General features: G+C 48.3%; 20 protein-coding genes and 1 tRNA gene. 13 read left to right on the plus strand and 8 right to left on the minus strand.

Features of this window, described 5'->3' with window-relative positions; all coding sequences use genetic code 11:
- Positions 1-126 precede the first annotated feature (126 nt).
- The 3 genes from CZ379_RS16230 to CZ379_RS16240 all read left to right on the plus strand — a co-directional run bounded on the left by CZ379_RS16230 (position 127) and on the right by CZ379_RS16240 (position 3,315).
- Entirely contained in the window at positions 127-1,638 is a 1,512-nt protein-coding gene (locus CZ379_RS16230; RefSeq protein WP_110932573.1) for a sugar ABC transporter ATP-binding protein, read from the plus strand.
- 25 nt (positions 1,639-1,663) lie between these two features.
- Positions 1,664-2,671, plus strand: coding sequence for a galactose/methyl galactoside ABC transporter permease MglC (gene mglC, locus CZ379_RS16235; protein WP_110932574.1), 1,008 nt, complete (start codon positions 1,664-1,666; stop codon positions 2,669-2,671).
- A 98-nt stretch (positions 2,672-2,769) separates the two neighbouring features.
- Positions 2,770-3,315, plus strand: coding sequence for a CAP domain-containing protein (locus tag CZ379_RS16240; RefSeq protein ID WP_110932575.1), 546 nt, complete (start codon positions 2,770-2,772; stop codon positions 3,313-3,315).
- 144 nt (positions 3,316-3,459) lie between these two features.
- Here CZ379_RS16240 and CZ379_RS16245 read toward each other — a convergent pair.
- Positions 3,460-3,532 (minus strand) — tRNA-Lys (locus CZ379_RS16245).
- Positions 3,533-3,736: 204 nt separating this feature from the next.
- On the opposite strand from CZ379_RS16245, the gene CZ379_RS16250 reads away from it, so the two are divergent.
- The 5 genes from CZ379_RS16250 (at position 3,737) to gyrA (ending at position 11,189) form a co-directional block, all read left to right on the plus strand.
- A complete protein-coding gene (locus tag CZ379_RS16250; protein ID WP_110932576.1) occupies positions 3,737-4,561 on the plus strand; it encodes a GDSL-type esterase/lipase family protein in 825 nt (274 codons plus the stop codon).
- 39 nt (positions 4,562-4,600) lie between these two features.
- Positions 4,601-5,665 (plus strand): ABC transporter ATP-binding protein, encoded by a 1,065-nt coding sequence (locus tag CZ379_RS16255; protein ID WP_110932577.1) that lies wholly within the window; start codon positions 4,601-4,603, stop codon positions 5,663-5,665.
- Position 5,666: 1 nt separating this feature from the next.
- Positions 5,667-6,647, plus strand: a complete 981-nt coding sequence (locus CZ379_RS16260; RefSeq protein WP_407668705.1) for an ABC transporter permease subunit — start codon at positions 5,667-5,669, stop codon at positions 6,645-6,647.
- An 80-nt stretch (positions 6,648-6,727) separates the two neighbouring features.
- Entirely contained in the window at positions 6,728-8,713 is a 1,986-nt protein-coding gene (gene parE / locus CZ379_RS16265; RefSeq protein WP_110932579.1) for a DNA topoisomerase IV subunit B, read from the plus strand.
- Positions 8,714-8,726: 13 nt separating this feature from the next.
- Complete coding sequence (gene gyrA / locus CZ379_RS16270) at positions 8,727-11,189, plus strand: DNA gyrase subunit A (protein WP_110932580.1); 2,463 nt, start codon at positions 8,727-8,729, stop codon at positions 11,187-11,189.
- Positions 11,190-11,312: 123 nt separating this feature from the next.
- Here the strand turns inward: gyrA and CZ379_RS16275 are convergent, their stop codons facing one another.
- The gene (locus tag CZ379_RS16275) at positions 11,313-12,191 is read right to left on the minus strand and encodes a LysR family transcriptional regulator (protein WP_110932581.1); all 879 of its coding nucleotides are present in this window, start codon (positions 12,189-12,191) and stop codon (positions 11,313-11,315) included.
- A 119-nt stretch (positions 12,192-12,310) separates the two neighbouring features.
- Between CZ379_RS16275 and CZ379_RS16280 the strand changes: the two genes are divergently transcribed.
- Positions 12,311-13,378 (plus strand): branched-chain amino acid aminotransferase, encoded by a 1,068-nt coding sequence (locus CZ379_RS16280; protein WP_110932582.1) that lies wholly within the window; start codon positions 12,311-12,313, stop codon positions 13,376-13,378.
- 274 nt (positions 13,379-13,652) lie between these two features.
- A complete protein-coding gene (locus CZ379_RS16290; RefSeq protein ID WP_110932584.1) occupies positions 13,653-14,063 on the plus strand; it encodes a MarR family winged helix-turn-helix transcriptional regulator in 411 nt (136 codons plus the stop codon).
- Between the two features lie 149 nt (positions 14,064-14,212).
- Here CZ379_RS16290 and CZ379_RS16295 read toward each other — a convergent pair whose 3' ends face one another.
- Both CZ379_RS16295 and CZ379_RS16300 read right to left on the minus strand, forming a co-directional pair.
- A complete protein-coding gene (locus CZ379_RS16295) occupies positions 14,213-14,965 on the minus strand; it encodes an RluA family pseudouridine synthase (RefSeq protein WP_110932585.1) in 753 nt (250 codons plus the stop codon).
- A gap of 3 nt (positions 14,966-14,968) precedes the next feature.
- Positions 14,969-15,832, minus strand: coding sequence for a class I SAM-dependent methyltransferase (locus CZ379_RS16300; RefSeq protein WP_110932586.1), 864 nt, complete (start codon positions 15,830-15,832; stop codon positions 14,969-14,971).
- Positions 15,833-16,213: 381 nt separating this feature from the next.
- Here CZ379_RS16300 and CZ379_RS16305 point away from each other — a divergent pair, with 381 nt between their 5' ends.
- The 3 genes from CZ379_RS16305 (at position 16,214) to CZ379_RS16315 (ending at position 19,603) form a co-directional block, all read left to right on the plus strand.
- Complete coding sequence (locus CZ379_RS16305) at positions 16,214-17,020, plus strand: ABC transporter ATP-binding protein (RefSeq protein ID WP_110932587.1); 807 nt, start codon at positions 16,214-16,216, stop codon at positions 17,018-17,020.
- Positions 17,021-17,128: 108 nt separating this feature from the next.
- On the plus strand, positions 17,129-17,968 hold the full coding sequence (locus CZ379_RS16310) for a prohibitin family protein (protein ID WP_110932588.1): 840 nt from the start codon (positions 17,129-17,131) through the stop codon (positions 17,966-17,968).
- Between the two features lie 207 nt (positions 17,969-18,175).
- Complete coding sequence (locus CZ379_RS16315) at positions 18,176-19,603, plus strand: M14 family metallopeptidase (RefSeq protein ID WP_234404927.1); 1,428 nt, start codon at positions 18,176-18,178, stop codon at positions 19,601-19,603.
- Positions 19,604-19,637: 34 nt separating this feature from the next.
- Here the strand turns inward: CZ379_RS16315 and CZ379_RS16320 are convergent, their stop codons facing one another.
- The 4 genes from CZ379_RS16320 to CZ379_RS16335 are packed head-to-tail and all read right to left on the minus strand — an operon-like array spanning position 19,638 to position 23,781.
- Complete coding sequence (locus CZ379_RS16320) at positions 19,638-20,735, minus strand: GerAB/ArcD/ProY family transporter (RefSeq protein ID WP_110932589.1); 1,098 nt, start codon at positions 20,733-20,735, stop codon at positions 19,638-19,640.
- 30 nt (positions 20,736-20,765) lie between these two features.
- Positions 20,766-20,978, minus strand: coding sequence for a hypothetical protein (locus tag CZ379_RS16325; RefSeq protein WP_110932590.1), 213 nt, complete (start codon positions 20,976-20,978; stop codon positions 20,766-20,768).
- A gap of 11 nt (positions 20,979-20,989) precedes the next feature.
- Positions 20,990-22,174, minus strand: a complete 1,185-nt coding sequence (locus tag CZ379_RS16330) for a Ger(x)C family spore germination protein (protein ID WP_199925635.1) — start codon at positions 22,172-22,174, stop codon at positions 20,990-20,992.
- A 2-nt stretch (positions 22,175-22,176) separates the two neighbouring features.
- The gene (locus tag CZ379_RS16335; RefSeq protein ID WP_110932592.1) at positions 22,177-23,781 is read right to left on the minus strand and encodes a spore germination protein; all 1,605 of its coding nucleotides are present in this window, start codon (positions 23,779-23,781) and stop codon (positions 22,177-22,179) included.
- Between the last annotated feature and the right edge of the window lie 213 nt (positions 23,782-23,994).

Here is a 23,994-nt window from a genome sequence, read left to right on the forward strand (position 1 = left end):
AGCAAGAGACAGAAATGGGAGGTTCGGGACTTTCGGGAACGAGCCTCCTTTTTTCATAAGATAGGAACAATTAGAGCAACGCTTGCTGTGCCTCTCATACAAGAAATAAATCAGGAGGCGTAAATAATGTCTGAACAATCATATATGCTTGAAATGAAAAAGATTACGAAAGAGTTCCCCGGCGTCAAGGCGCTGGATGAGGTTACTCTACAGGTAAGGCCAGGTACCGTCCATGCCCTAATGGGGGAGAATGGGGCGGGCAAATCAACGCTAATGAAGTGCCTGTTCGGCATTTATCGGCCGGACGGCGGAGAAATATTTATTAACGGCAAGAAAGCGGATATTAACAATTCTAGCAATGCGCTGGCTCTCGGCGTGTCGATGATTCATCAGGAGCTGCATCCCGTTCCTTACCGTAATGTGATGGAAAACATATGGCTCGGAAGGTTCCCGGTGCGAGGCTTCGGCCCCTTTAAGATGGTCGATCACCGTAAAATGTATCGGGATACGGAGGAGCTGTTTAAAGAGCTCGATATAGATATTGAACCCGAGATCCTTGTCGGTAAATTATCGGTTTCAAAAATTCAATCGATCGAAATTGCGAAGGCAGTTTCTTTCAATTCGCAAATTATCGTTATGGATGAGCCAACCTCCTCGTTAACGAGTGTGGAGGTGGAGCAGTTGTTCCGAATTATTAATGATTTGAAGAAGCGCGGCGTCGCGATTATATATATATCGCACAAGATGGAAGAAATCTTGAGAATATCCGATGATGTGACGATTATGCGTGACGGGCAAAAAATCGGGACGTGGCCCGCGGCTGAAATGACGACGGATCTCATTATTTCGAAGATGGTTGGACGGGATTTAACTCAGCGTTTTCCCGATCGGCATAATACGCCGAATGGAGTCATCATGAAAGTGGATCAATTGACTTCTCCGGAGCCGAAATCATTCAAGAACATTTCATTTGAGCTGCGCAAAGGCGAAATTCTCGGTATAGGCGGCCTCGTGGGTGCACAGCGCACGGAATTGGTGGAGGCTTTGTTCGGTCTGCGCAAAATCCAGTCCGGCACGATCGAGATTAACGGAAAAGTAGCGAAAATCCGCAGCTCCAGCGATGCGAAGAAGCTAGGATTTGCTCTGCTTACGGAGGAGCGGCGCACGACAGGCATTTTCTCGGTGCTATCGGTGCACGAGAACGGGGCTATAGCCAATATGAAGCGTTATGTTAAGCCCTATGGATTGCTCGATGAGAAGAAGAAGAAGCTCGAAGTCAACTCGATGGTCGAGAAATTGCGAACGAAGACACCGACACATAAGACCCTGATTATGAACTTGTCGGGCGGCAATCAGCAGAAGGTGCTGCTGGCAAGATGGCTGCTGACCGAACCGGAAATCCTGCTGCTCGATGAGCCGACGCGCGGCATTGATGTAGGCGCTAAATTTGAAATCTACTCTATTATTGCCGAACTGGCGGAGCAAGGGAAAAGCATCATCATGATTTCATCCGAAATGCCTGAGCTGCTGGGCATGTCTGACCGAATCATGGTTATGTCCGAAGGCCGGCTTACCGGTATTCTGGATGGGGATCAAGCTTCGGAGAGAGAAATTATGACTTTGGCAGCCCAGCATTGAGGCTTATAAAGAAGGAGAGACGATCATGAATGTTAAGAAAATGCAAGGATTCGTATCCGAGTACGCGATCTATATTGTGCTTGCCGTGCTAATTATCGGAATTACCGTATACGATCCTAACTTTATCGGAATTAGCTCATTGCGGGATATTTTGATTCAATCATCCACGCGGGTAATTATCGCCCTTGGGGTGGCATTTATTCTGATCACTGGGGGCACGGATTTGTCCGCCGGACGGATGGTGGGCTTGACGGCGGTCATCTCGGCATCCATGCTGCAACTGCAGGACTATCCACGGCGATTTTTTCCGAATCTGCCCGAGCTGCCGCTAATCGTTCCGATTTTGCTTGCAATCGCCGTAGGCGTCGTGTTCGGATTAATTAACGGTATCATTGTATCGAAGTTTAAAGTACCGCCGTTTATTGCGACATTAGGCTCCATGGTTGCTATTTATGGCATCAACTCATTGTATTTCGACACAGCGCCGAACCATTCGCAACCGATCGGCGGGCTACGTGAGGATTTTACGATGCTGGGCTCGGGGAGCATCGGCACGGGACAATTTTCCATACCCAACATCGTGATTATCGCCATTTTCGTCTGTCTGATTGTTTGGGTCATGTTCAACAAGACAAGACTCGGCAAAAATATGTATGCGATCGGCGGCAATGAGCAGGCTGCGAAAGTATCGGGGATTAATGTCTCCAGAAACCTGATCATTATTTATTCGATCGCCGGTGCTTTATATGGCTTGGCTGGTGTGCTTGAAGCGGCGCGTACAGGCGGGGCTACGAACAACTACGGCAACATGTATGAGCTTGATGCGATTGCTGCTTGTGTTGTCGGCGGCGTATCGACAACGGGCGGGATCGGCAAGGTTCAAGGCGTGATGGCTGGGGTACTTATTTTTACAGTAATCAACTACGGGTTGACGTTTATCGGTGTTGGGCCGTACTGGCAGCAAATTATTAAAGGGGCGATTATTGTCGCAGCAGTAGCCTTTGATATGCGGAAATACGCGGCTAAGAAGTAATCTTTCCCATAAATTACTCATGCAGTACTCCCGGAGTCATGTTAGAATATGACATGATACTCCAAAGAATGTAAGGAGTCTGAAGGAGGGAATACAGCATGAATAAACTGAAGGCGGCAGCAATTCTGTCAGGCGTGATGTTATTTGGCTTGATGGCTTCGCTAACAGTGGCTCCGGGGCTAGCAGGCGTTGGGAACGGAACAGTCTTTGCGGCTTCGACAAAAACATCTCAGGCATCCGCCAAGCAGATGGCTGCCGTATATGCGCAAATCCAAGCCGAGAATGCGGCCAAGGTAGTCGCTTTGGTCAATGTGGAACGGAAGAATGCGGGACTGAAGCCGCTCATCGTGCATACGAACTTATCCAAAATGGCTAAAGACAAAGCCATCGATATGTACAAAAATAATTATTTTAGCCATACCTCGCCTAACTATGGATCGCCATTCGATATGATGGATGCCTACAATATTACTTATCGATATGCAGGCGAGAATATTGCTAAAGGACAGAAGACCCCTTCTGAGGTCGTAACCGCTTGGATGAACAGCCCAGGGCATAAAGCAAATATGTTGAATTCCAAGTATACTTTAATAGGCGTTGGTTATTTCAACGGCCACTGGGTTCAGGAATTTATCGGAAAATAATATGATATGACAAAGATTTACCCGGTAATTAAGTTTGCCGGGTAAATTTTTTTGACTAGGCTTTATTCGTACTTTTCTCTAACACAAAAGAGCCGCTTTGTCATCCAGTGCGGATGCAAAACAGCTCTTAATCAAGCTTAAAAATGGGTTATGCAGGGGTCGAACCTGCGACCTGCCGATTAAGAGTCGGCTGCTCTACCAGCTAAGCTAATAACCCTTATAATTACCTGCACAAAGTATTATACTCCTCTCATTTTTGAAAATCCAGTTTTTTTATTTGGGTTTTTATGGATACTATTTAAAGGCAAGGACAAGACGGATTTGCTTATTATTAGAAGAAGTTTTATGTTAGTTATTAGCTGGAAAGGTTATTAAGGAACGAATGAATCGGAAATAATGGCACAGGAGGACGAGGGACAAGATGAATTCCACTTCACGAGTATGGCGGACGACGGGGGTATTATCGTTGTTGTCCACCTTATTGCTTATTGCCGGATTTCTGTACGCCGTGAGAGATGTGATATTGCCTGGAGCAGTTGGAAGTGGGGCTGAAGTGCACCAAGGAACGGCTGGAAATCCTGAAGAAGAGTCTAACGTACCGCCACAGAAGGCCGAAGTGCTGAATGTGACGGCGATCGGTGACTCTCTTGCCAAAGGGACGGGTGATGACAGCGGGAAAGGGTTTGCCAGGCGTTTCGTGGAGCTGATCAAAGAGCAAGGGATGGATTCCAAACTGGTGAATAACCTTGGCATCAACGGCTTGACGACGGAAGGTCTCATGGCTCTCCTGGATGAAAAGGGAGTTCAATATTCATTGAGTCAGGCCCATATTATCATCCTGTCCATCGGTGGAAACGATCTGTTTGATGGAGGGGAGAATTTGCAAACCGCAGGGAAGCTTCCTACGGAATTAGACCTGGAGCAATCCGTGTCACAAGCCTCCATGCGGCTAGGGGCAATTGCCGATAAGATTCGGGAGACGAATCCCGAGGCGCAGCTTGTCTACATCAGCTTATATAACCCGTTTTCCGATTTGCCCGGGATGCGGGAAATTGGCGATGAAGCCGTATCGCGCTGGAATCATATCGTAACAAATATATTGCGTGAACGGGAAAGAACGCTCGTCGTGCCGACCTTTGATTTATTTACATACAATTCACAGAAATATTTAGCAAGCGACCATTTTCACCCGAATGGGGCAGGATATCAGATTATTGCTGAACGGATGATGCAGGGGATTTATTGATGCTGAATCCATCATGTGAAGGCAGAAGGAGTGGGATATATGACCGCGGCGGACAAGGCTGTGAAGGAACAAGTTCAAAAGGAGCGGCATAAAACGGAAGAACGAACGGCGCTTGGAAGCCGTGAAGGGACGGAAAAGCGCAACGAAAAACAGCGGAAGACGGTGCTAAGCGTACAGCATCTACGGAAGAAGATCGGCCGCAAGTGGATTGTGAAGGATGTTACTTTTGAGGTGCAGGAAGGCGAGGTTTTTGGCTTTCTAGGGCCAAATGGAGCCGGGAAGACAACAACGATCCGGATGCTGGTTGATTTGATTCGACCGACCAAGGGCAAGGTGACGATTTGCGGATACGATGTGAGAAGACAGCCGGAGCAAGCGCTTGCCTACGTAGGTTCGATTGTAGAGAACCCTGAGGTGTACCCTTATTTGACGGGATGGGAAAATCTGCAGCATTTTGGCCGGATGCTGCCTGGCGTGGATGAGCAGCGAATCAGCGAGGTAGTGGATGTCGTTGGTCTTGACCAGCGTATTCATGATAAGGTTAAGACATATTCACTTGGCATGCGCCAGCGCCTTGGCATTGCTCAAGCCTTGCTCGGACGACCCAAGCTGTTGATCCTGGATGAGCCAACGAATGGGCTCGACCCGAAGGGGATCAAGGAATTGCGCCTGTTTATTCGGCGGCTGGCCGAAGAGGGCTTAGCCGTATTTGTGTCCAGTCATTTGCTTAGCGAAATTCAATTGCTGTGCGATCGCGTAGCAATTATTAGCCGAGGCCGCGTGCTTGCAGTAGGAGCCGTCGAAGAGCTGATCTCTGAAAATTCCAATTACATCGTATGGGAGCTTTCCCCTCGAGACCGCGGCCTAAAGCTTCTTGAAGAAGCCGGAATTACGATGATTCCTGAAGTGGATGCGGTGCTGGATGATACAATCATCGCTGGATTGAGCGAGGAGGCTATTGTTACGCAAATGCTGCCTGACGATGTACAAGCAGTCCTTCCCCGCCTAGTCGCCGAAGGCATCCGAATTCACGCTGTTCAAAGAATCAATCCTACATTAGAACAGCTATTCCTGGAATTGACGGAAGGTGAGAGTATTGAATAGTATGATGGCATTAGTGAAGAATGAAACCATTAAGATGATCAAGAAGAAGCGCTTCTATGTCATCCTGCTGGTGTTGCTCGTACTTGTACCTATATTTTCCTATGCGCAGTTAAGGGCCGCTGAGGAGAAGCGGAGTAAATTCGGCACCGATTGGCGCCGGGAGGTACAGCAGGCGATAACCGATAATCAAAACTCGCTCGGGAGCGACCGTGTGCCGGAGGAGTGGAAGAAATACCGCCAAATCTATATTCAGCAGATGAAATATTATCTGGAGCATGATGTGAACCCTCGACAGCCGGGGGCCGTTGCGTTCACGAAGGAGTTCCTGGATAATGCGGCGACTTTATTTATTCCGCTGCTGATCATGGGGGTTGGGTCGGATATTGTTTCTTCCGAAAGAACGAGCGGGACGATTAAAATGCTGCTGACACGGCCCATCAGACGCTGGAAAGTGCTGCTTAGCAAGCTGATTACGCTGCTGATGTTCGTATCGCTCATCATTGTCTCCACGTTTGTCGTCTGTTATTTGGTGTCCGGATTGTTTTTTGGCTATAAAGGATTCAATCTGCCAGTGTTCACCGGATTTAAGCTTCAAGGCGCAGATGTCGATATATCAGGAGTACACGCTGTACCTCAGTGGAAGTATATATTGATGCAAATGGGGCTCATCTGGTTTGTTAGCTCGGTCGTTGCTATGCTGGCATTTATGGTGTCTGTGCTCGTACGCAGCACGGCAGCCAGTATCGTCATTATGATGGCAGCGTTAATAGCCGGTAATATTCTAACGAATTTGGCCTCAGCGTGGACGAGTGCGAAATATTTGTTCATGGTCAATTTAGGATTGACGCAATATCTGGCGGGAACGCCTGCCCCGATTGAGGGAATGACGCTTGGCTTCTCGCTGGCGGTACTTGCCGTTTGGGGGCTTGGTTCACTCCTTGTTTCATTCCTTGTCTTTACGAAACAGGACATATTGAATTAAAATGTACAAGGAAACCAAAACATCTGTTTGCATTTGTTAGTAAAATGTCTACATAAAGAAGTATAAAAGGGGGAGCATGAATGGCCGATCAAATCGATTTGTTCGAGGAAACTGCCCTGCCAGCGGCAGGCGGAGCGGACTCAGGATACGACGCGGACGACATTCAAGTGCTCGAAGGGCTTGTCGCGGTACGCAAACGACCAGGTATGTATATCGGCAGTACGAGCTCGTCGGGACTTCATCATTTGGTGTGGGAGATCGTGGATAATGCCGTAGACGAGCACTTAGCGAAGTACTGTTCAAAAATTGATATTTCGCTGAATAGGGACGGTTCAGTCACCATATTCGACAATGGGCGTGGCATTCCAACGAGTATACACAAAACCGGGATACCGACCCCGCAGGTCGTATTCACGATTCTGCATGCCGGGGGCAAATTCGGCGGTTCAGGCTACAAGAAATCGGGCGGCCTGCACGGTGTCGGCGCTTCGGTAACGAATGCGTTATCAGAGTGGCTCGAAGTAGATATTTATCGGGACGGCAAAATTCACCGCCAGCGCTTCGAGTACTGGGTTGATAAAAAGGGGATTGAGCATGTCGGAGAACCGGTGACCGGGCTAGAAATCATCGGCAACACGAACCGAACTGGAACGAAAGTCACGTTCAAGCCGGATATTCGGGTCTTTCCTTCTGGAATCGGACTTAGTTATGATACGCTTGCTGAACGTTTGCAGGAGATTGCGTTCTTGAATTCTGGGCTCAAAGTTACGCTTAAGGACGAACGATCCGATCGTGCGGACGAGTTCTTCTATGAAGGCGGGGCGAGCCAGTTCGTTCAATTTCTGAATGAAGGCAAAGATGTTCTACATGACGTGATCCACTTCTACTCGGAGAAGGATGATGTGGAAGTCGAGGTTGCTTTGCAGTATAACGGCGGTTATACTGAGACGCTTGCCTCGTTCGTCAACTCGATTCCTACCCGTGGAGGAGGAACGCATGAGACAGGGTTTAAGACTGCTTATACGAGGGTGATGAATGATTATGCCCGCAAGAACAGCATCCTGAAGGAGAAGGACAAGAACTTGGAGGGAAATGATCTCCGCGAAGGCATGATGGCGGTAATCAACGTGAAAATGGCGGAAGTGGAGTTCGTTGGCCAGACTAAGGATCAACTGGGCAGCGCTTCGGCCCGAAGCACGGTAGATGCCGTCGTATCGGAGAATATGGCGCTGTTTCTGGAGGAGAATCCGCAGGTTGCACAGCTGCTCATTAAGAAAGCTGTGCAGGCGTCCAAGGCGCGAGAAGCAGCTCGTAAAGCCCGGGATGAAATGCGAACGGGCAAGAAGCGCAGCGAGAGCTCAAATCTCGGCGGCAAGCTAACGCCGGCCCAATCGAAGGATTTTACGCGCAATGAGCTGTTTATCGTAGAAGGTGACTCTGCTGGAGGCTCCGCGAAACAGGGGCGGGACTCGAAAATCCAGGCGATCCTTCCGCTGAAAGGGAAGCCGATGAACCCGGAGAAGGCCAAGCTGGCCGATATTTTGAAGAACGATGAGTATCGATATATTATTTCGGCGATCGGTGCAGGAATAGGTACGGAATTTGCGCTGGAAGACAGCAATTATTCCAAGATCATCATTATGACGGATGCGGATACAGACGGCGCGCATATCCAGGTGCTGCTGCTGACCTTTTTCTATCGCTATATGAAGCCGCTGATCGATGCAGGACGGGTGTATATCGCCCAGCCTCCGTTATATAAAATTACGCGCAAATCTGGCAAGCTGGAGACCGTCAGATATGCATGGACGGATGAACAGCTTCAAAATTATTTGAAGGAATTCGGCAAAAACTTTGAGTTGCAGCGTTATAAAGGACTCGGAGAGATGAACCCGGATCAGCTGTGGGAAACGACGATGAATCCGGAAACGCGCACGCTGCTCCAGGTGCAGATTGAAGATGCTACGAAGGCCGAGCGCCGCGTGTCCACGCTGATGGGCGATAAGGTCGATCCACGGAAGCGCTGGATCGTCGAGAATGTAGATTTCACGGAGTATGAGGAATAGAGGGTGACTTGATTTGAGTTTATTGGAGAACTTTTTGCCGGCCTATCTGGAGGAAGTCGTTGGTGACCGGTTCGGCCGGTATTCCAAATATATCATTCAGGATCGCGCCATTCCGGATGTGCGCGACGGCCTGAAGCCCGTTCAAAGACGGATTTTGTATGCGATGTACGACTCGGGGAATAACCCGGACAAGCCATACCGCAAATCCGCCAAAACCGTCGGTGACGTCATGGGGAACTATCACCCGCATGGCGACTCTTCAATCTACGAGGGAATGGTGCGGATGGCGCAGCCTTGGAAGATGGGGCATGTGCTCATCGACGGTCATGGGAACTGGGGCTCTCAGGATGACGACCCGGCGGCCGCGATGCGTTATACCGAAGCGAGACTGTCGCCGATCGCCATGGAGCTGCTGCGCGACATCGATAAGCGGACGGTGCAATTTAAAGATAACTTCGATAATACGGCGATGGAGCCTGTCGTGCTTCCTTCTCGTTATCCGAATCTGCTCGTAAATGGCGTAAGCGGAATTTCTGCCGGTTTCGCCACCGAAATTCCGCCGCATAATCTGCGCGAGGTGATTGATGCCTGTATCGCGGTAATGGAGAAGCCAAGTATGAGCCTGGAGGATATTCGCGCTTATGTGAAAGGCCCGGATTTCCCGACCAGCGGTATCATTATGGGGGAAGAAGGCATCAACGACGCTTACGAGACAGGGAGAGGCCGCATCTATATTCGCGCCAAGACGGAAATCGAATCGCTGCGCGGCGGAAAGCAGCAGATCGTCATAACGGAGATTCCTTATCAGGTGGTCAAATCCCGTCTAGTTACCGCGATGGAAAATATTCGTCTGGAGAAGAAGGTGGACGGCATTGCCGAAGTACGTGATGAGAGCGGCCGTGAAGGGCTGCGGATTGTCGTCGAGCTGCGGAAGGATGCCGATGCCCAGGGGATATTGGCTTATTTGCTGAAGAAAACCGATTTGCAGGTGACTTATAACTTTAATATGGTAGCGATTGTGAACAAGGCACCACGTCAGCTTGGCCTAAAAGCAATCCTCGAAGCTTATATCGCTCATCAGCGTGAGGTTGTGACCTACCGGACGCAGTATGAGCTGGAGAAAGCGGAGGATCGGGCTCATGTTCTCGAAGGCTTGGTAAAGGCGTTGAACATTTTAGACGAGGTCATCGCTGCCATCAAGGCTTCCAAGAACCGTCAGGACGCGCAGAACAATTTGCAGTGGATGTTCGGTTTTACCGAGCGGCAAGCGGATTCGATTCTGACCTTGCAATTGTACCGATTGACGAATTTGGAAATAACGTCGCTGCAGAAAGAACTGAATGAACTGCAAAAGAAAATAGCCACACTGCGGGGAATTTTGGATAGCGACAAGAAGTTGGTCTCGGTTATTAAGAAGGAACTGCTTGAAATCCGGGACAAATACGGCATAGATCGCCGTTCGGCGATTCAGGAGGAAGTAGAGGAAATCAAGGTTAATCTTGAGGTCATGGTCGCTCAAGAGGATGTACTCGTGACCATGTCCCACGAGGGTTATATCAAGCGTACGAGCATGCTGTCCTTTACACGCTCCGGCGGAGAGTTGGATGGATCGGGCGTGAAGGATGGGGACTATATGAAGCACATCCTGGAGGTCGATACGCTGCAAAATGTGCTGATATTCACGCAGCGCGGACAATATTTCGTACTACCGGTGCATCAAATCCCCGAATTCAAGTGGAAGGACAACGGGACGGCGATCGTCAACGTAATCGGATTGGCCAAGGAAGACCGAATCGTCAGCGTCATTCCGCTGAAAACCTTTGAGGAGCCGGATGCGAGCCTCGTATTCGTCACGAAACGGGGGCAGGTAAAACGCACTCTGCTTAAAGACTACGAGACGAAGCGATCTGGAGCCGTTGCTGCTGCAAGGGTCGCGGACGGTGATGAAATTATCCAGGTGCAATTAAGCCGGAATCAAGCCGAGATACTACTGTTAACGAAGGACGGCATGGCCATTCGCTTTGCGGAAAATGAAGTTAATCCAATGGGGCGCGTCGCTGCTGGCGTCAGGGGCATCGGCCTGAAAGACGGCGATGAAGTGGTGAGCGCAATCTGGGTGGAAGGCGAGGAAGGCGAAGTCCTCGTCGTCTCGGACTTAGGATATGGCAAGCGCAGTCTGCTGCTGGATTATCCAATGCAGAGCCGGGGAGGTCGCGGCGTACAGACGTTTGAGTTCAAGGAGGGCAAGCGCGTGAAGCCCAACGGAAGCCGCATCGTGGGCGGATTCCATTGCAAGGACGCGCTGAACATCATGGCGATGACGAAGCAGGGCGAGTCTTATGTGTTTAACACGGAGTCTGCACCTCTAGCTGATCGTAAATCAATAGGCAAGGGATTGGCTGCTGTAGGCAAAGGGGATGAAATTATCGATCTGCTGGTTATTCCGCAGCGCGATCATGAAGAACCTGTAAAGTAGCCCCAGAATACATTGAAGAAAGCTCTTCTATCGTTTTTAAGTTTTGTGGAGGAGAGCTTTTTCGAGTGATTAGGCCAGCCAGAATATTCTGGCTGGCCTTTTTTGTTAATTTAGATGTGTCTGTCAGGTGGTCTGCAAATTGGAGGATAAGTGCTCGATAAAAGCCTGAATCGCCGTATCCATGTATGTATCTTTGCGGTACACGATACCGACGCTTCTGTAGGGAGAGGGATCACCAATCGGGATGCTGACCAGACCCGGATCCTTTAGTGTCGCGGTGTAGGATCTAGGTACGACGGTCAAGCCTACGTGATGGGCGACCATCTGGCATTGGGATTCCATGGTGGATAGTTCTATGACGGGGCTAAGCTGTAGGCCGATTTCAGCGCAAGCCGCATCAAGCATCTGCCGCGCGAGAAATTTCGGAGGAAATAAGACAAGCGGCGACTTGGCAAGCTCCGTCAATTCAATGCTACGGAGCCCTGCAAAAGGATGATCGCAGGGAACGATAACGACGAGCTCCTCTTTGTACAACGGAAGACTGACGAGTTGTTCATCCTTCAGCGGCAGAAATACAACTCCCAAATCGAGCTTATTGCTCAACAGCCGCTCCCGCGTCTCCTCGGTAGCCAGCTCTACGACAGATAACTCTATACCCGGGAATTGGCGGTGAAAGGAGATGAGGGAATGGATTAGCAGATGATTGCCCGAGCAGCCGATTCTCAATCTGCCGCGCCTCATTCCGGTAAGTTCGCCGATCACTAGCTTGGCTTGATCCAATTCATGGAATACCCGGCGTGCATGCTCCAGCAGAACGAAGCCTGCTTGTGTTAGATGTATTTTTTTGCCCGATCGGTGAAAAAGCGGCGTGCCCAGCTCCTCCTCCAGCAAACGGATTTGGTGGCTAAGCGTCGGTTGGGATATGCCGAGATTCTCGGCAGCCTTTGTGAAATGCAGTTCCTCGCTTACCGCGATAAAATATTCTAGCAGCCGATGCTCCAAGTTCTCCCTCCTATTGATAGATATGATCTATGATTATAATCGATACCATATTATTGATCAATAATCGAATCAACGCTATAGTAAGAATAGAGTTATTATTCGAGAGGACGTGTCGTAGTATGGATAGCTTGCACATTGAACTTAGTCAGAACTTGAAGCAGAAGCCGGAGTCGGGCGCCTTGGGCTTTGGGCAATATTTCAGTGATCATATGTTTGTGATGGAGTATTCGCTCGAGAAAGGATGGCATGATTCCAAAATCGTACCTTACGGGCCGATCGCGCTCGATCCTTCAGCGATGGTGTTCCATTATGGACAAGAAGTGTTTGAAGGGATGAAGGCTTATCGGTCGTCAACGGGGGAGTTAGTGCTGTTCCGGCCGGATATGAATTTGAAGCGGCTGAACGAGTCATGCGAGCGATTAAGCATTCCTACGGTGGATTCTTCCACGCTGCTGCATGCAATTACGGAGCTTGTGAAAATCGATGCATCCTGGATTCCTTCCGGAGAAGAGAATGCACTGTATATTCGTCCGTTTATTATCGCGACTGAGCCTTGTCTTGGTGTACGGGCCTCGCACACATATAAACTGCTTGTTATTCTCTCGCCGGTCGGCTCATATTATCCAGAAGGCATTCATCCGGTCAGCATTTATGTCGAGCAGCGCTATGTTCGGGCATTCCGAGGCGGAACGGGAGCAGCCAAAACAGCAAGCAACTATGCGGCCAGTATTAAAGCACAGGAGGACGCAAAGAAATCAGGATTCTCGCAGGTGCTGTGGCTTGATGGCATAGAGAGCAAGTATGTGGAGGAAGTCGGAAGTATGAATGTCTTCTTTAAGGTGAACGGAGAGGTCATTACACCAGCGCTTTCGGGGAGTATTCTTGCCGGGGTCACGCGCGACTCCGTCATCGCTCTGCTGAAATCTTGGGGGATTCCCGTAAGCGAACGCAAAGTGGCGATGAAGGAATTGGTCGAAGCGCATGAGCAGGGATTGCTTGAAGAAGCCTTTGGAACAGGTACGGCTGCTGTTATCTCGCCGATTGGCAGTATGAAATGGGGAGAGATGGAGCTGAGCATTGCCGATGGTAAGACCGGGGAGTTGTCTAAGAAGCTGTATGATACGATTACAGGCATTCAGCGCGGACAATTGGATGATCCGCTTGGCTGGAGATATACGATGGAGTAATTTATTTGAATAGCAGATATAAAGATAGAACGAAATGCACAGATCCAGCCGATTCTTCGGCTGGTTTTTTGTACATTATGGATTTTACTGGAATATAGGAGGATTTTGTAGGAAGGACGGCGAATTTAATTAAAGACGTGAAGAAAACAATGCTAATCATATCGATGGTGCTTTTTCTTACATATGACGAATGAAGGTTATCAGCAAGGACGCGAATATCCAATATAAGAAAGAACCACTTAAATCAAGCAGTGAGGCGGACAGGGGGATATCAGTGCATACCGAGGAATTTGGAAAGTTACTGAGCAAAATAGTGAAAGACTACCAGAATCACTTGGAGGAGGAGCTTGCACCAACATTAACTACGTCGCAGTTGTCGGTGCTCGAAGTATTAGAGCAGAATGGCCAACTGAAGCCGTCTGACCTAATTCCATTTCTAGCAACGACCCCGGCGGCAGTGACGATGCTATTGGATCGCATGGAGAAAGCAGAGCTTATTCGCAGGGATCGGGATGAGGCGGATCGGCGGATCGTCTGGATTTCGATTACGGAGAAGGGCAAGGCCGAGGCTGACCGCGGAATTTCAATTCGACATGAATATTTGGACGGCGTGCTTAGCCGCATTTCCACGCATAATCAGCAGCTGCTTGTTTATTTAATGGGTAAAATTTCTGGAACGAAGTAGGGATTCTACTATCAAAATAATATAGACAAAGACGCGCATTACTTGCGAGACTGGAATGTTAAAAGTGCAATCATTGTAAATACTTGGCGCTGAAGCAATGAAGAACCTGAGATTTGAGTCTCAGGTTCTTTTTTGGCACTCGACCAAATTTAGAACTGACGAGCCAGTTCCTGATAGCTTTGCCTGTTCCACAGGCTCCATGGGGCCTCGTCCGGCGGTAGGGAAGTGATATGAATCTGCTCCCTCGATACCGGATGAGGGAAGCCGACATACAGCGACCACAGAGCGATCTGCTGGCCGGGCTTGTTGAAGGCCTGTCCGTACTTCTGGTCGCCGTATAGCGGGCAGCCGATATGGCTGAGCTGCACCCGGATTTGGTGGGGGCGGCCGGTGAGCAGGGTAACCTGGATCAGCGTCAGATTGTCGCCTGCGGCTGTCCCAATGACCTCATAATCGAGAATGGCCTCTTTGCCGCCAGGCGTTCCCTTGGCAACGACGGAGACGGTATTGGTGCGTTCGTTTTTTAGAAGCGTGTTCGTAAGGCGGCCCTGCCGCTTCGAAGGCAGCCCATGCACGATGGCAAGGTAAGTCTTGTCGAATCTGCGGCTGCGGACGGCCTCGGATAACCGAGAGGCGGCCTTGGATGTCTTTGCAAAGATCATCGCGCCGCCGACAGGCCGATCCAGCCGATGGACGAGCCCCAAATACACATTGCCCGGCTTCTGGTAACGTTCCTTGATATCCTCCTTCAGCAAGGACAGCAGGTCAGGATCGCCGCTCGCATCCCCTTGGGTAGGGATGTTAACCGGCTTAACGATCCCCAATAGATGGTTATCCTCGTATAAAATATCGAAATCTGATTCGCTCGCGTTTCGGCCCCCGACGTTGTTGTTCGCAGTCATGAATCATTCCTCCCAGCGGCCGAGGATCCCGCAAGGAAGATTCAGTCCGGAATTCGTAATTGGCAGGCCGATTTCGCCGGCAGAGATGCTGCCTCCGTAGCGCTTCTTAACGGTCATCGACAGGATGTTATGAAGCACGGTTGGAGAGATGCCTGTTGTGTAGGAATTGATTAGGAAGAAGAGCGGGTTGTCCGACAGAATGGACACACACGACTCTACGAATGGATACAAGCTTGTCTCCAGCTTCCACATTTCGCCGCCAGGTCCACGTCCATAGGAAGGGGGATCCATAATGATGGCATCATAGCGATTGCCGCGCCGCTGCTCACGCTGGACGAATTTGAATACGTCATCCGTAATGTAGCGTATCGGCCGATCGGCAAGTCCGGACAAGGCCGCGTTCTCCTTGGCCCACGACACCATTCCTTTAGCAGCATCAACGTGCACAACGGATGCGCCGGCGGAAGCAGCTGCAACAGTAGCTCCCCCCGTATAGGCAAACAAGTTCAGCACCTGGATTTTGCGGCCAGCACGCGATATTTTGTCCATCATCCAGCTCCAGTTCGCTGCTTGCTCTGGGAAAAGACCGGTGTGCTTGAAGCTCGTAGGCCGAATATAAAACTTAAGCTGCTCGTACGAGATCGTCCAACGCTCCGGGATTTGCTTCTTCATCTCCCATTGTCCGCCGCCTGAGGAGCTTCGGTGGTAATGGCCGTGTACATTTCTCCACTGTTGGGATTCGTGCTGAATCGGCCAAATAATTTGCGGATCGGGACGGCGCAGAATGATATCTCCCCAGCGCTCCAGTTTCTCCCCGCCTCCCGCATCAATGATTTCGTAGTCCTGCCAGTTGTTTGCTACATGCATTAGTTAATCCATCCTTCCGATATCCTCTAAAAAATCATCGTTAAAACTATCAAATGAAAACGGACAAGCCGCCTCACATCGCGTTATTTACGCTGCAAACCTTCGGATGTTATTGTACCTCATTATTCCATACCCATGCTACCCAGTTGTAGAACAAGTATGCTTTGAACACGCTTGAACAATGTTATTGTTATAAAATGTGAAGTTTTCTTTAAACTTTGTGTATCAAAAGTGACTGATGCTGGTGTGGAATCATTGTTTCATACGGAAAATGACTATTTTTATTAACTTGACAAGTTTATTGCAGCGGGTTAGCTTGGTAAATATTATACTAGAGAATTAATGGCTGGTCGGAGTTTAGTATGGCAGGGAGGCTTTTAAATGAATGAAGTGAATCGATCTGCTCATCAGAATCAAGTGATTGAGATGCATGATGTAAGCTGGCGGCGTGACGGGAAAACCGTGCTCAAGGCGATAGATTGGCAGATAGCCGAGGGTGAGAATTGGGCTTTGTTCGGGCTGAACGGCTCCGGCAAAACCACGCTGTTAAACATGCTGAATGGATACATTTGGCCCACGACAGGCACCGTTTCCGTGCTAGGGCATAAATATGGTGAAGTGGATGTTAGGGAAATGCGCAAATCGATCGGTTGGGTTAGTTCATCCCTGCAGCAAAGACTGCATGGGTCTGAGAAGGTACAGGATTTGGTTGTAAGCGGCAAGTTTGCCTCAATCGGTCTATATGAGAAGCCGAGCAGTGAGGATTTTGATCGTGCTGAAATGTTAATGCATCAGCTGAGATGCGATCATTTATTGGGTCGTATGTATCAGACATGCTCGCAGGGCGAACAGCAGAAGCTGCTGATTGCCCGTGCACTGATGGCGCAGCCAAAGCTGCTTATTCTGGACGAAGCCGCCAACGGCCTTGATTTCATATCAAAGGAAGGGCTGCTGGACAGTATTCAGGAACTGGCGCTGGACAAAGAAGCTCCTCACATGATTTATGTGACTCATCATACCGAGGAAATCGTTCCGGCTTTTGCGAAGACGCTGTTGCTTCGGCGCGGCGAAGTATTTATGCAGGGGGATACGACAGAAATGTTCAGCGGGGAAATCCTTTCTGATTTCTTTGAGATGCCAGTGGATGTCAGCTGGAGGAATGATAGGGCTTGGTTATCCAAAAGATAAATATATGCAATTCCATTAAATTGTTACCTTTTGCGATGTGGTGCGTATTACAAAGAAACGACGCCAAGTTAGCCGGCGAACGCTATATACATGTGGAGGGGATCTTAAATGGAAGCAGTACCAAACAAACCGAAGAAAAACCCAGGATACCGGGGAGCCATTGCAGTCGTAGTCATCGTGATATTAGCTATAGTGGGTATGAATAGTGTAACGCAGGTTCAATATGGTCATGTTGGATTGTATAAAACTTTTGGCAAGCTGAACGATAACGTGCTTGCGCCTGGGATACATTTGAAGGTTCCTTTTATTCAAACTGTAATTCAAGTCAATACTCAGGTAACGAAAGCGGAAACAGACACGACTGCATCCTCCAAGGATTTACAGCCTGTATCCACCCATGTCGTTGTGAACTATTCCGTAAATAAAGAGGCTGCCTTCAATCTGATGAACAACGTCGGCGGCAATTATGATTCCGTTATTATTAATCCTGCTGTACAAGAAGTGGTGAAGGAAGTCACCGCACGTTATCCCGCTGAGGATTTGATTGCAAAGCGTGACGTCGTAGCTGGGGAAATCAGCGAGCATTTAACCACAAGAATGGCGAAATATGATTTGATCGTGAATGAAATCAACATCGTTAATTTCAAATTCTCCGAGGCGTTTGACACCTCCATCGAAGCGAAGCAGGTTGCTCAGCAGCAGGCGTTGAAGGCGGAAAATGATCTGAAGCGGATCGAAATCGAAGCGAAGCAAAAAATCGCACAGGCCCAAGCCGAGGCAGAATCCCTCAAGCTGAAAAAGCAGGAAGTTACGCCAGAGCTCGTGCAATTGAAGCAAATCGAGGTACAAGAGAAGGCGCTGGAAAAATGGGACGGACGTCTTCCGTCCGTGACTGGTGGGGCAACTCCGTTCATCGACATTCAGTCTTTCACAAATCAGCAGCAATAAATAGGAATGACAATGTGCTACTAAACCGTCAAGCGTCGGCTTGACGGTTTTTCTTGTTGCAGGCTAAAGCCAGGAGGTTTAATTGGCGGGCCGCTATGTCGAAATGTGGTGAAAAATAACGAAAAATATATTGCCAGATTGCTAGATTTCTTATATCCTCCCTAATAGGTCTAAAGAATGATATTACATGTTGCGGGGGAAAGTTGGATGAACAGTCATAGCGGCATCAGCAGAAAGTTATGGCTTCCAGTCGTTGTAGTATTTCTATCAGTTACTATGCTTAGTTCTATCGCTAGTGCGAGCAGTGGCGGCATCGTGAAAAACGATGCGGTGATGAGTTATGAGAAGATGACCTCGTACATTGCCGAGCTGGCGGAACGTTATCCAGAAATCATAGAGTATCACTCTATTGGCAAGACGCCTTATGGCCGAGAGATTTGGGCAGTGAGAATGGGGCAGGGCGAAGCAACCATTTTTATTAACGGGTCGCATCATGCTAGGGAATGGTTGACCACGACATTAAATATGCAGATGATCGAGTATTATGCCCAGGCGTATCGGGCAGGCACGAACATCGAGGGGTACGATGTCCGAAAAGTGCTCAATGAAACGACGATCTGGTTCGTGCCCATGGTTAATCCGGACGGGGTTACGCTCCAACAGTCTGGTCTAAAGGCATTTCCGGAGAATTCAAGAAATGCTCTGCTTCAAATGAATAGAGGCAGTAAAGACTTTAAACGCTGGAAAGCCAATGCACAGGGCATAGATTTGAACCGCCAATATCCTGCGGGATGGAACACGATACATAATAATGCGCCAGGGCCGAACTGGATGAATTACAAAGGGACAAAGCCGCTGCAAACGAAGGAAAATCAAAGTCTAGTAGATTTTACCTACTCCATTAATCCGGAAATCGCTATATCCTATCATTCGGCAGGAAGAATTCTATATTGGAACTATATGAATAATCCTGCTAATTTGGCTCGGGATCAAAAGCTCGCTAATACTTTTTCCACTATGACGGGGTATAGCTTGGTTCAGCCTGTGAGTACCTCTTCCGGGGGAGGATATACAGATTGGTTCATCAGCACATTTGGCCGGCCCGCATTTACACCAGAGATTGGAATTAAGACAGGGGAATCGCATTTGCCGCTTTCTGCGTTTGCTGAAGAATGGAGGCGCAACAAGGGAGTCGGTCTGTGGCTCGCGGATGAAGGATACCGGCTGTGGCTGAGCAGTAATCGAAACCGGGCGGAGCAGCCTGTGGAGGAGAGCGATTTCGTGCTTACCGAGGAGCGGGATGTATATGACGAGCCTCATTTTCTGTCCACGGCAAAGGGGAAAGTAAGTCCACAAACGTTACAAGCGATTGCTAAAGTGGGTCATTGGTATAAAATTCAGGCTAGTGACGGTTTGGGCTGGATCTATGAACCCTATCCGCTGCTCGGTAGCGAAACCGAAGTGAACGAAACTCTTGAGCTTAAGCAGGTTACCGTTTTTTATGAGAAGCCTTTGAATCGGACGACGGAGAAGGGCAGACTCGCTCCGATGACTGTACAGGCAAGCAAAAAGTGGGGGGAATGGTATTTGGTATTAACTCCGATAGGAGAATACTGGATTGAATGGGATAACTAATATCGTTGGACTATGCGAAGGAAACAAGGAATGCCTAGGCATTCCTTGTTCTGTTTTTACGGGATTTGATGCCGTTCGTAATCCAGTAAATCGTTGGAATTACAAACACTGTGAAGAGGAGAATCGGCGGCAATCCCTGTAAAAGCAGATGATTCAACTCGACCTGGGAGCGGACAAAGATCGGCGATAGAATGCAGGAAAATGCGGTGAATGGAAGGGCCAGCGATTTGTGATCCGGTAATTTCAGCAACAGGGATATGCAATAGACGGCGATAAATAACATAAAAGAAATTTTAATAAAAAGGCTCGTAAGCCATAATACGATCAAAATAGGATCTAAAGTTTCAACGAATGAACTTATCCGCAAGGAGCGAACGAGATCCAGATCGGGATAGGTTAGGTTGGCTGCCAAATCCGGGCCAAGGATCATCAAGGCTGGGAGTAAATGGGACAATATAATGATAATCGAAGAAATCGATGTAATCGCAATCGTCCTGTATACTTTCTTTGGCGATTTAATATATGGCATGATTAGGAAGAGGAAAGCAAACTCACCAAAGATGCTGCAGCTGTTATATATGCCTATGCCAACATGCCTGAGGCTTAATTGGTTAAAAAAAGCCGGCAGCATTTCTATTTGTATGGCTTGCGACACCAAAAAAGGGACGGCGATAAAGGCCAGCATGCTAATAAGTAAAATACCTAAGGACGCTCTGAAAATTGTGATGATGCCTGATCGAACTCCATAAGAGACGCAAATTCCGAATAGCAGCGCTACTACCCATGGTGGTGTTCCGGGCAAGTATACTTGAATGAGAAAGTCTTCAAGCTCTCGAAAGTTGATCGAGGCGAGCAAAAGATTGATTATGGCTACTAAGCCGACAAAAATCGTATGGGGCACTTTTCCTACAATGCTGCCACCATATTCAATAATCGTTTCATTAGGACGGGACACGGTGACTTTATACGCGGGGTAAAGCAAAACGATGCTTAACAGTCCCCCTGCTATTAAGCTAACAGGAGTGGAAAAGTGGCTTTTCTGGATGAACAGGCCCATCATGAAAGCGAGTGTCACCGTAAATATATACAAACTATACATCGCAAATATTTGCAGATGAGTTACTTTTTGCATATGTATTCCTCCCTTCAAGGATGAACTTTGTTACAGCCATCTGCCTAAAAAGCGATAGAGTCCATTCAAGGCTAATTCTAGATTATATTTGTCCCTTACCAGGTGCTGAGCTTCTAGAATGATGAGCAAAATGATATTAACGGTAACGAGCTTCCACAGCTTGGATGTTCCATCATGGCGCTTGCGCCAATCTGCCCATTCAAACCAAGTGATGAGAACGAAAATGAGGGCAATGATGAACATGCGGTGTCCCCCTATTCTATTTTGATCGTCTGATAAGCTTCACCGGTTCGCAGCAGCTTCATGTTTACTACGGATTCGATATCTAAATCCTTGGCATAGAACTCATTCCAGTCGGACTTCATTCCTCGCCAGACCGCAGGGTATTTCCAGCTTAAATAATCCTTTAAGTGGAACACGTCGGATCGAGCCTTGCGGGTCAAATTAATTAATTGCATAATTCGGCTTTGAATTTCCCGATCCAGCGCCTTTTGCAAAAGAATAAGATGTTCTTCGTTTCTGAGATTCAGATTAGAATCCGAGGTTAATACTATTGCGGTACCTTTGGTATGTAATCGAAAATAGGGTACATCATTTTTGATTCTTGTTTTGAATTTCGTATTGACGTGCTGCACATTAAAAGTGATATCCTTTCCATCGGTAGGCGATTTAATGCCGATCGTCATATCCTTGATATTGGAACTGACCAATAAGGCGGAACCCATTTCTTGCTTATTTAGAAGGGGGCTGATTACCCGCCCCCTTTTTAGAATAGCGGCACCATCAACGCCAAGCCATTTGTCAGTACTTTCCATTTTGGCCAAAATGGCAGGCTGCTTCCCATAGGTCAGCATAGGTATGAGCACATCTCCAGATTCGTATCTTGCACGGAGAACGTCTCTCAACGTGGTATCAATCGTTTGCTTTTGATCAACATATGCTCTTAGAATAACGGAAATAAAACGTTCAAATGTTGTCGGTGTCTCAACGAGCTCCAGCACTCTCCCCGGGAATATAAATACGTTGGCACTGATATGAAAGGCGATATGTCTGCTGATGAAATCCAGCACGGGGTCGGTTCCCTGCTGCGCCAGTTTTTGGCCAAGCACGAGGATCCGGGTTTGCCCAAAGGTAATATCTCTGGATAGATCGCTCTGAATGTCCTGTAAGGCTAACGCCAGGTTTTTCCCCGTCTTCGTTACATAGGCAAAAGGATTTTTGCCGGCTTGGCCTGATCCTCCAACATCTCCAGGAATCATCCGGTTGGGCAGCGGAAAACCGAGCGTCAGCTCAAATTGTCCATTATCATTCAAATCAATCATCATCAAATTGGCAAATGCCCGTTCGTTCAGCTCTACGGGTGACCAGCAGCCGCTGATGTTTAAAAAAACGATGGCAGATAGAATGAGAAGAAACGATCTATTCTTCAGCGTCTTCACGCTCATTCCTCCTTTTGCTTTTCCCAGCCGCGCGCATTATTCTTCTGGCGCTTCTCGTTATGCGTTGAGAGTATAGGGCGGTTCTGCATCGCCCACCAAGGTGCACGGAAAATTGTATCGTTCAGATCCGCTTTGACAAGCGGGGTGAAAGGTGACAAGTAAGGTATTCCGAAAGATTTGAGATTAAGCAAATGGATATAGAGAATGATTAATCCACAGGTGATTCCGAACAGACCCAAAATGGAGGCCAAAGCCATTATCGGAAAGCGGAGCAGTCGTATAGACAGCCCGAGATCAAAATGGGGGATAATAAAAGAGGCAATCCCGGTCAGCGAGACAATGATGACCATGGCTGCTGAGACGATCCCCGCCTGAACCGCTGCGGTGCCGATAATAAGCGCTCCAATAATCGATACTGCCTGGCCGATGGACTTGGGAATGCGTATCGAAGCTTCCCGTAGAGCTTCGAAGGCAAGCTCCATGATAAAGGCTTCGACAAAGGCGGGAAAGGGCACGATTTCTCTAGCCGCAGCGATGGTCATTAACAATTTGTAAGGAATCATTTCCGGATGAAAAGTCGTAATTGCGATGTATAAAGATGGCAGCAGCAGAGAAACGATGAGAAACAGGTAGCGAATCCAGCGAATCCACGTTGCCGCGATGTAACGCTGATAATAATCTTCTGCGGTCTGCATCAGCATGGCCAGAGTAACCGGAGCAATAATCGCAGAGGGGCTACCGTCCACGATGATGGATACACGCCCTTCAAGCAGTGAGGCGCTGACGATATCGGGCCGCTCAGTATATTCCACTTGCGGAAAAGGGGAGAAGGGGGAGTCTTCGATCGTTTCCTCTAAGGTCGAGGAGCCTACGACACCGTCGATTTCCAGATAGGATAACCTTCTTTTAAGTTCCCGGACAAGCTCAGGTTTGCAGACGCCATCGATATAAGCAATGATGATTCTTGTATTCGTTTCCGTGCCCATCGTAATTTCTTCCGTCTTAAAATTTTTGCTCTTTAATCTTCTGCGCACCATGGTCAGATTCGTCTCAAGACTCTCGATAAAGGCTTCCCTTGGTCCGCGAATGACCGATTCATTCGGAGCTTCTTCGATCGCTCTGGTAGAGAACGAGGAGACGGAAGGAAAGGTCATAATCCTAGGTTCTCCATCAATAATTAACGCTATTCCTGAGCTGAGGACGGTGGAAATGGCTTGATTGCTATCTGTGATGATTTGAATCTCGGATACGGATATCGCTTTTTCCTCAAACAGAAAGCGGATCAGATCACCATCCTTGGATGGGTCATAATTCAGCAGGCCGCGCATGATGACATCTTGGATCGTCGTCTGGTCGGCCATGCCTCTTAGATAAATTAATGTGCAAGCTTGTCCAGTGCTGATTGAGAATTGGCGGTATACGACATCCGAGCAATTTTCAAGCTCTTGCTTGATCCATGGCAAACGCCATCCGAGCTGTTCTTGTTCAGTGAAAGGAGGGGGATTGTCAAGGGAATACGGGCTGTTGGCGGATGACGCATTTTTCGATTCAGAAATATTAGCCGAATTTTTAGATGGTTTGCGCAATATTCTTCTCCATAACGGCATCTCGCTTATTCCTCCTTTCGAATCTGCAGGTAATATAAACATTTACTTACCCCTGATTTTTTATTCCAGAAATAGCTTTGTTTCGGCCATATCGCTATTTGGCACGGGTGACATTTGCCGAATCGTCCCCTTTCTTATTACTGACAGTACGATATTTTTATAACCGTACATTGTTCGCAAGAACAGTTTCCATTAAAGTAAGGATAGCTGGCA

Source organism: Paenibacillus bouchesdurhonensis (assembly GCF_900155685.1).
Lineage (GTDB): Bacteria > Bacillota > Bacilli > Paenibacillales > Paenibacillaceae > Fontibacillus > Fontibacillus bouchesdurhonensis.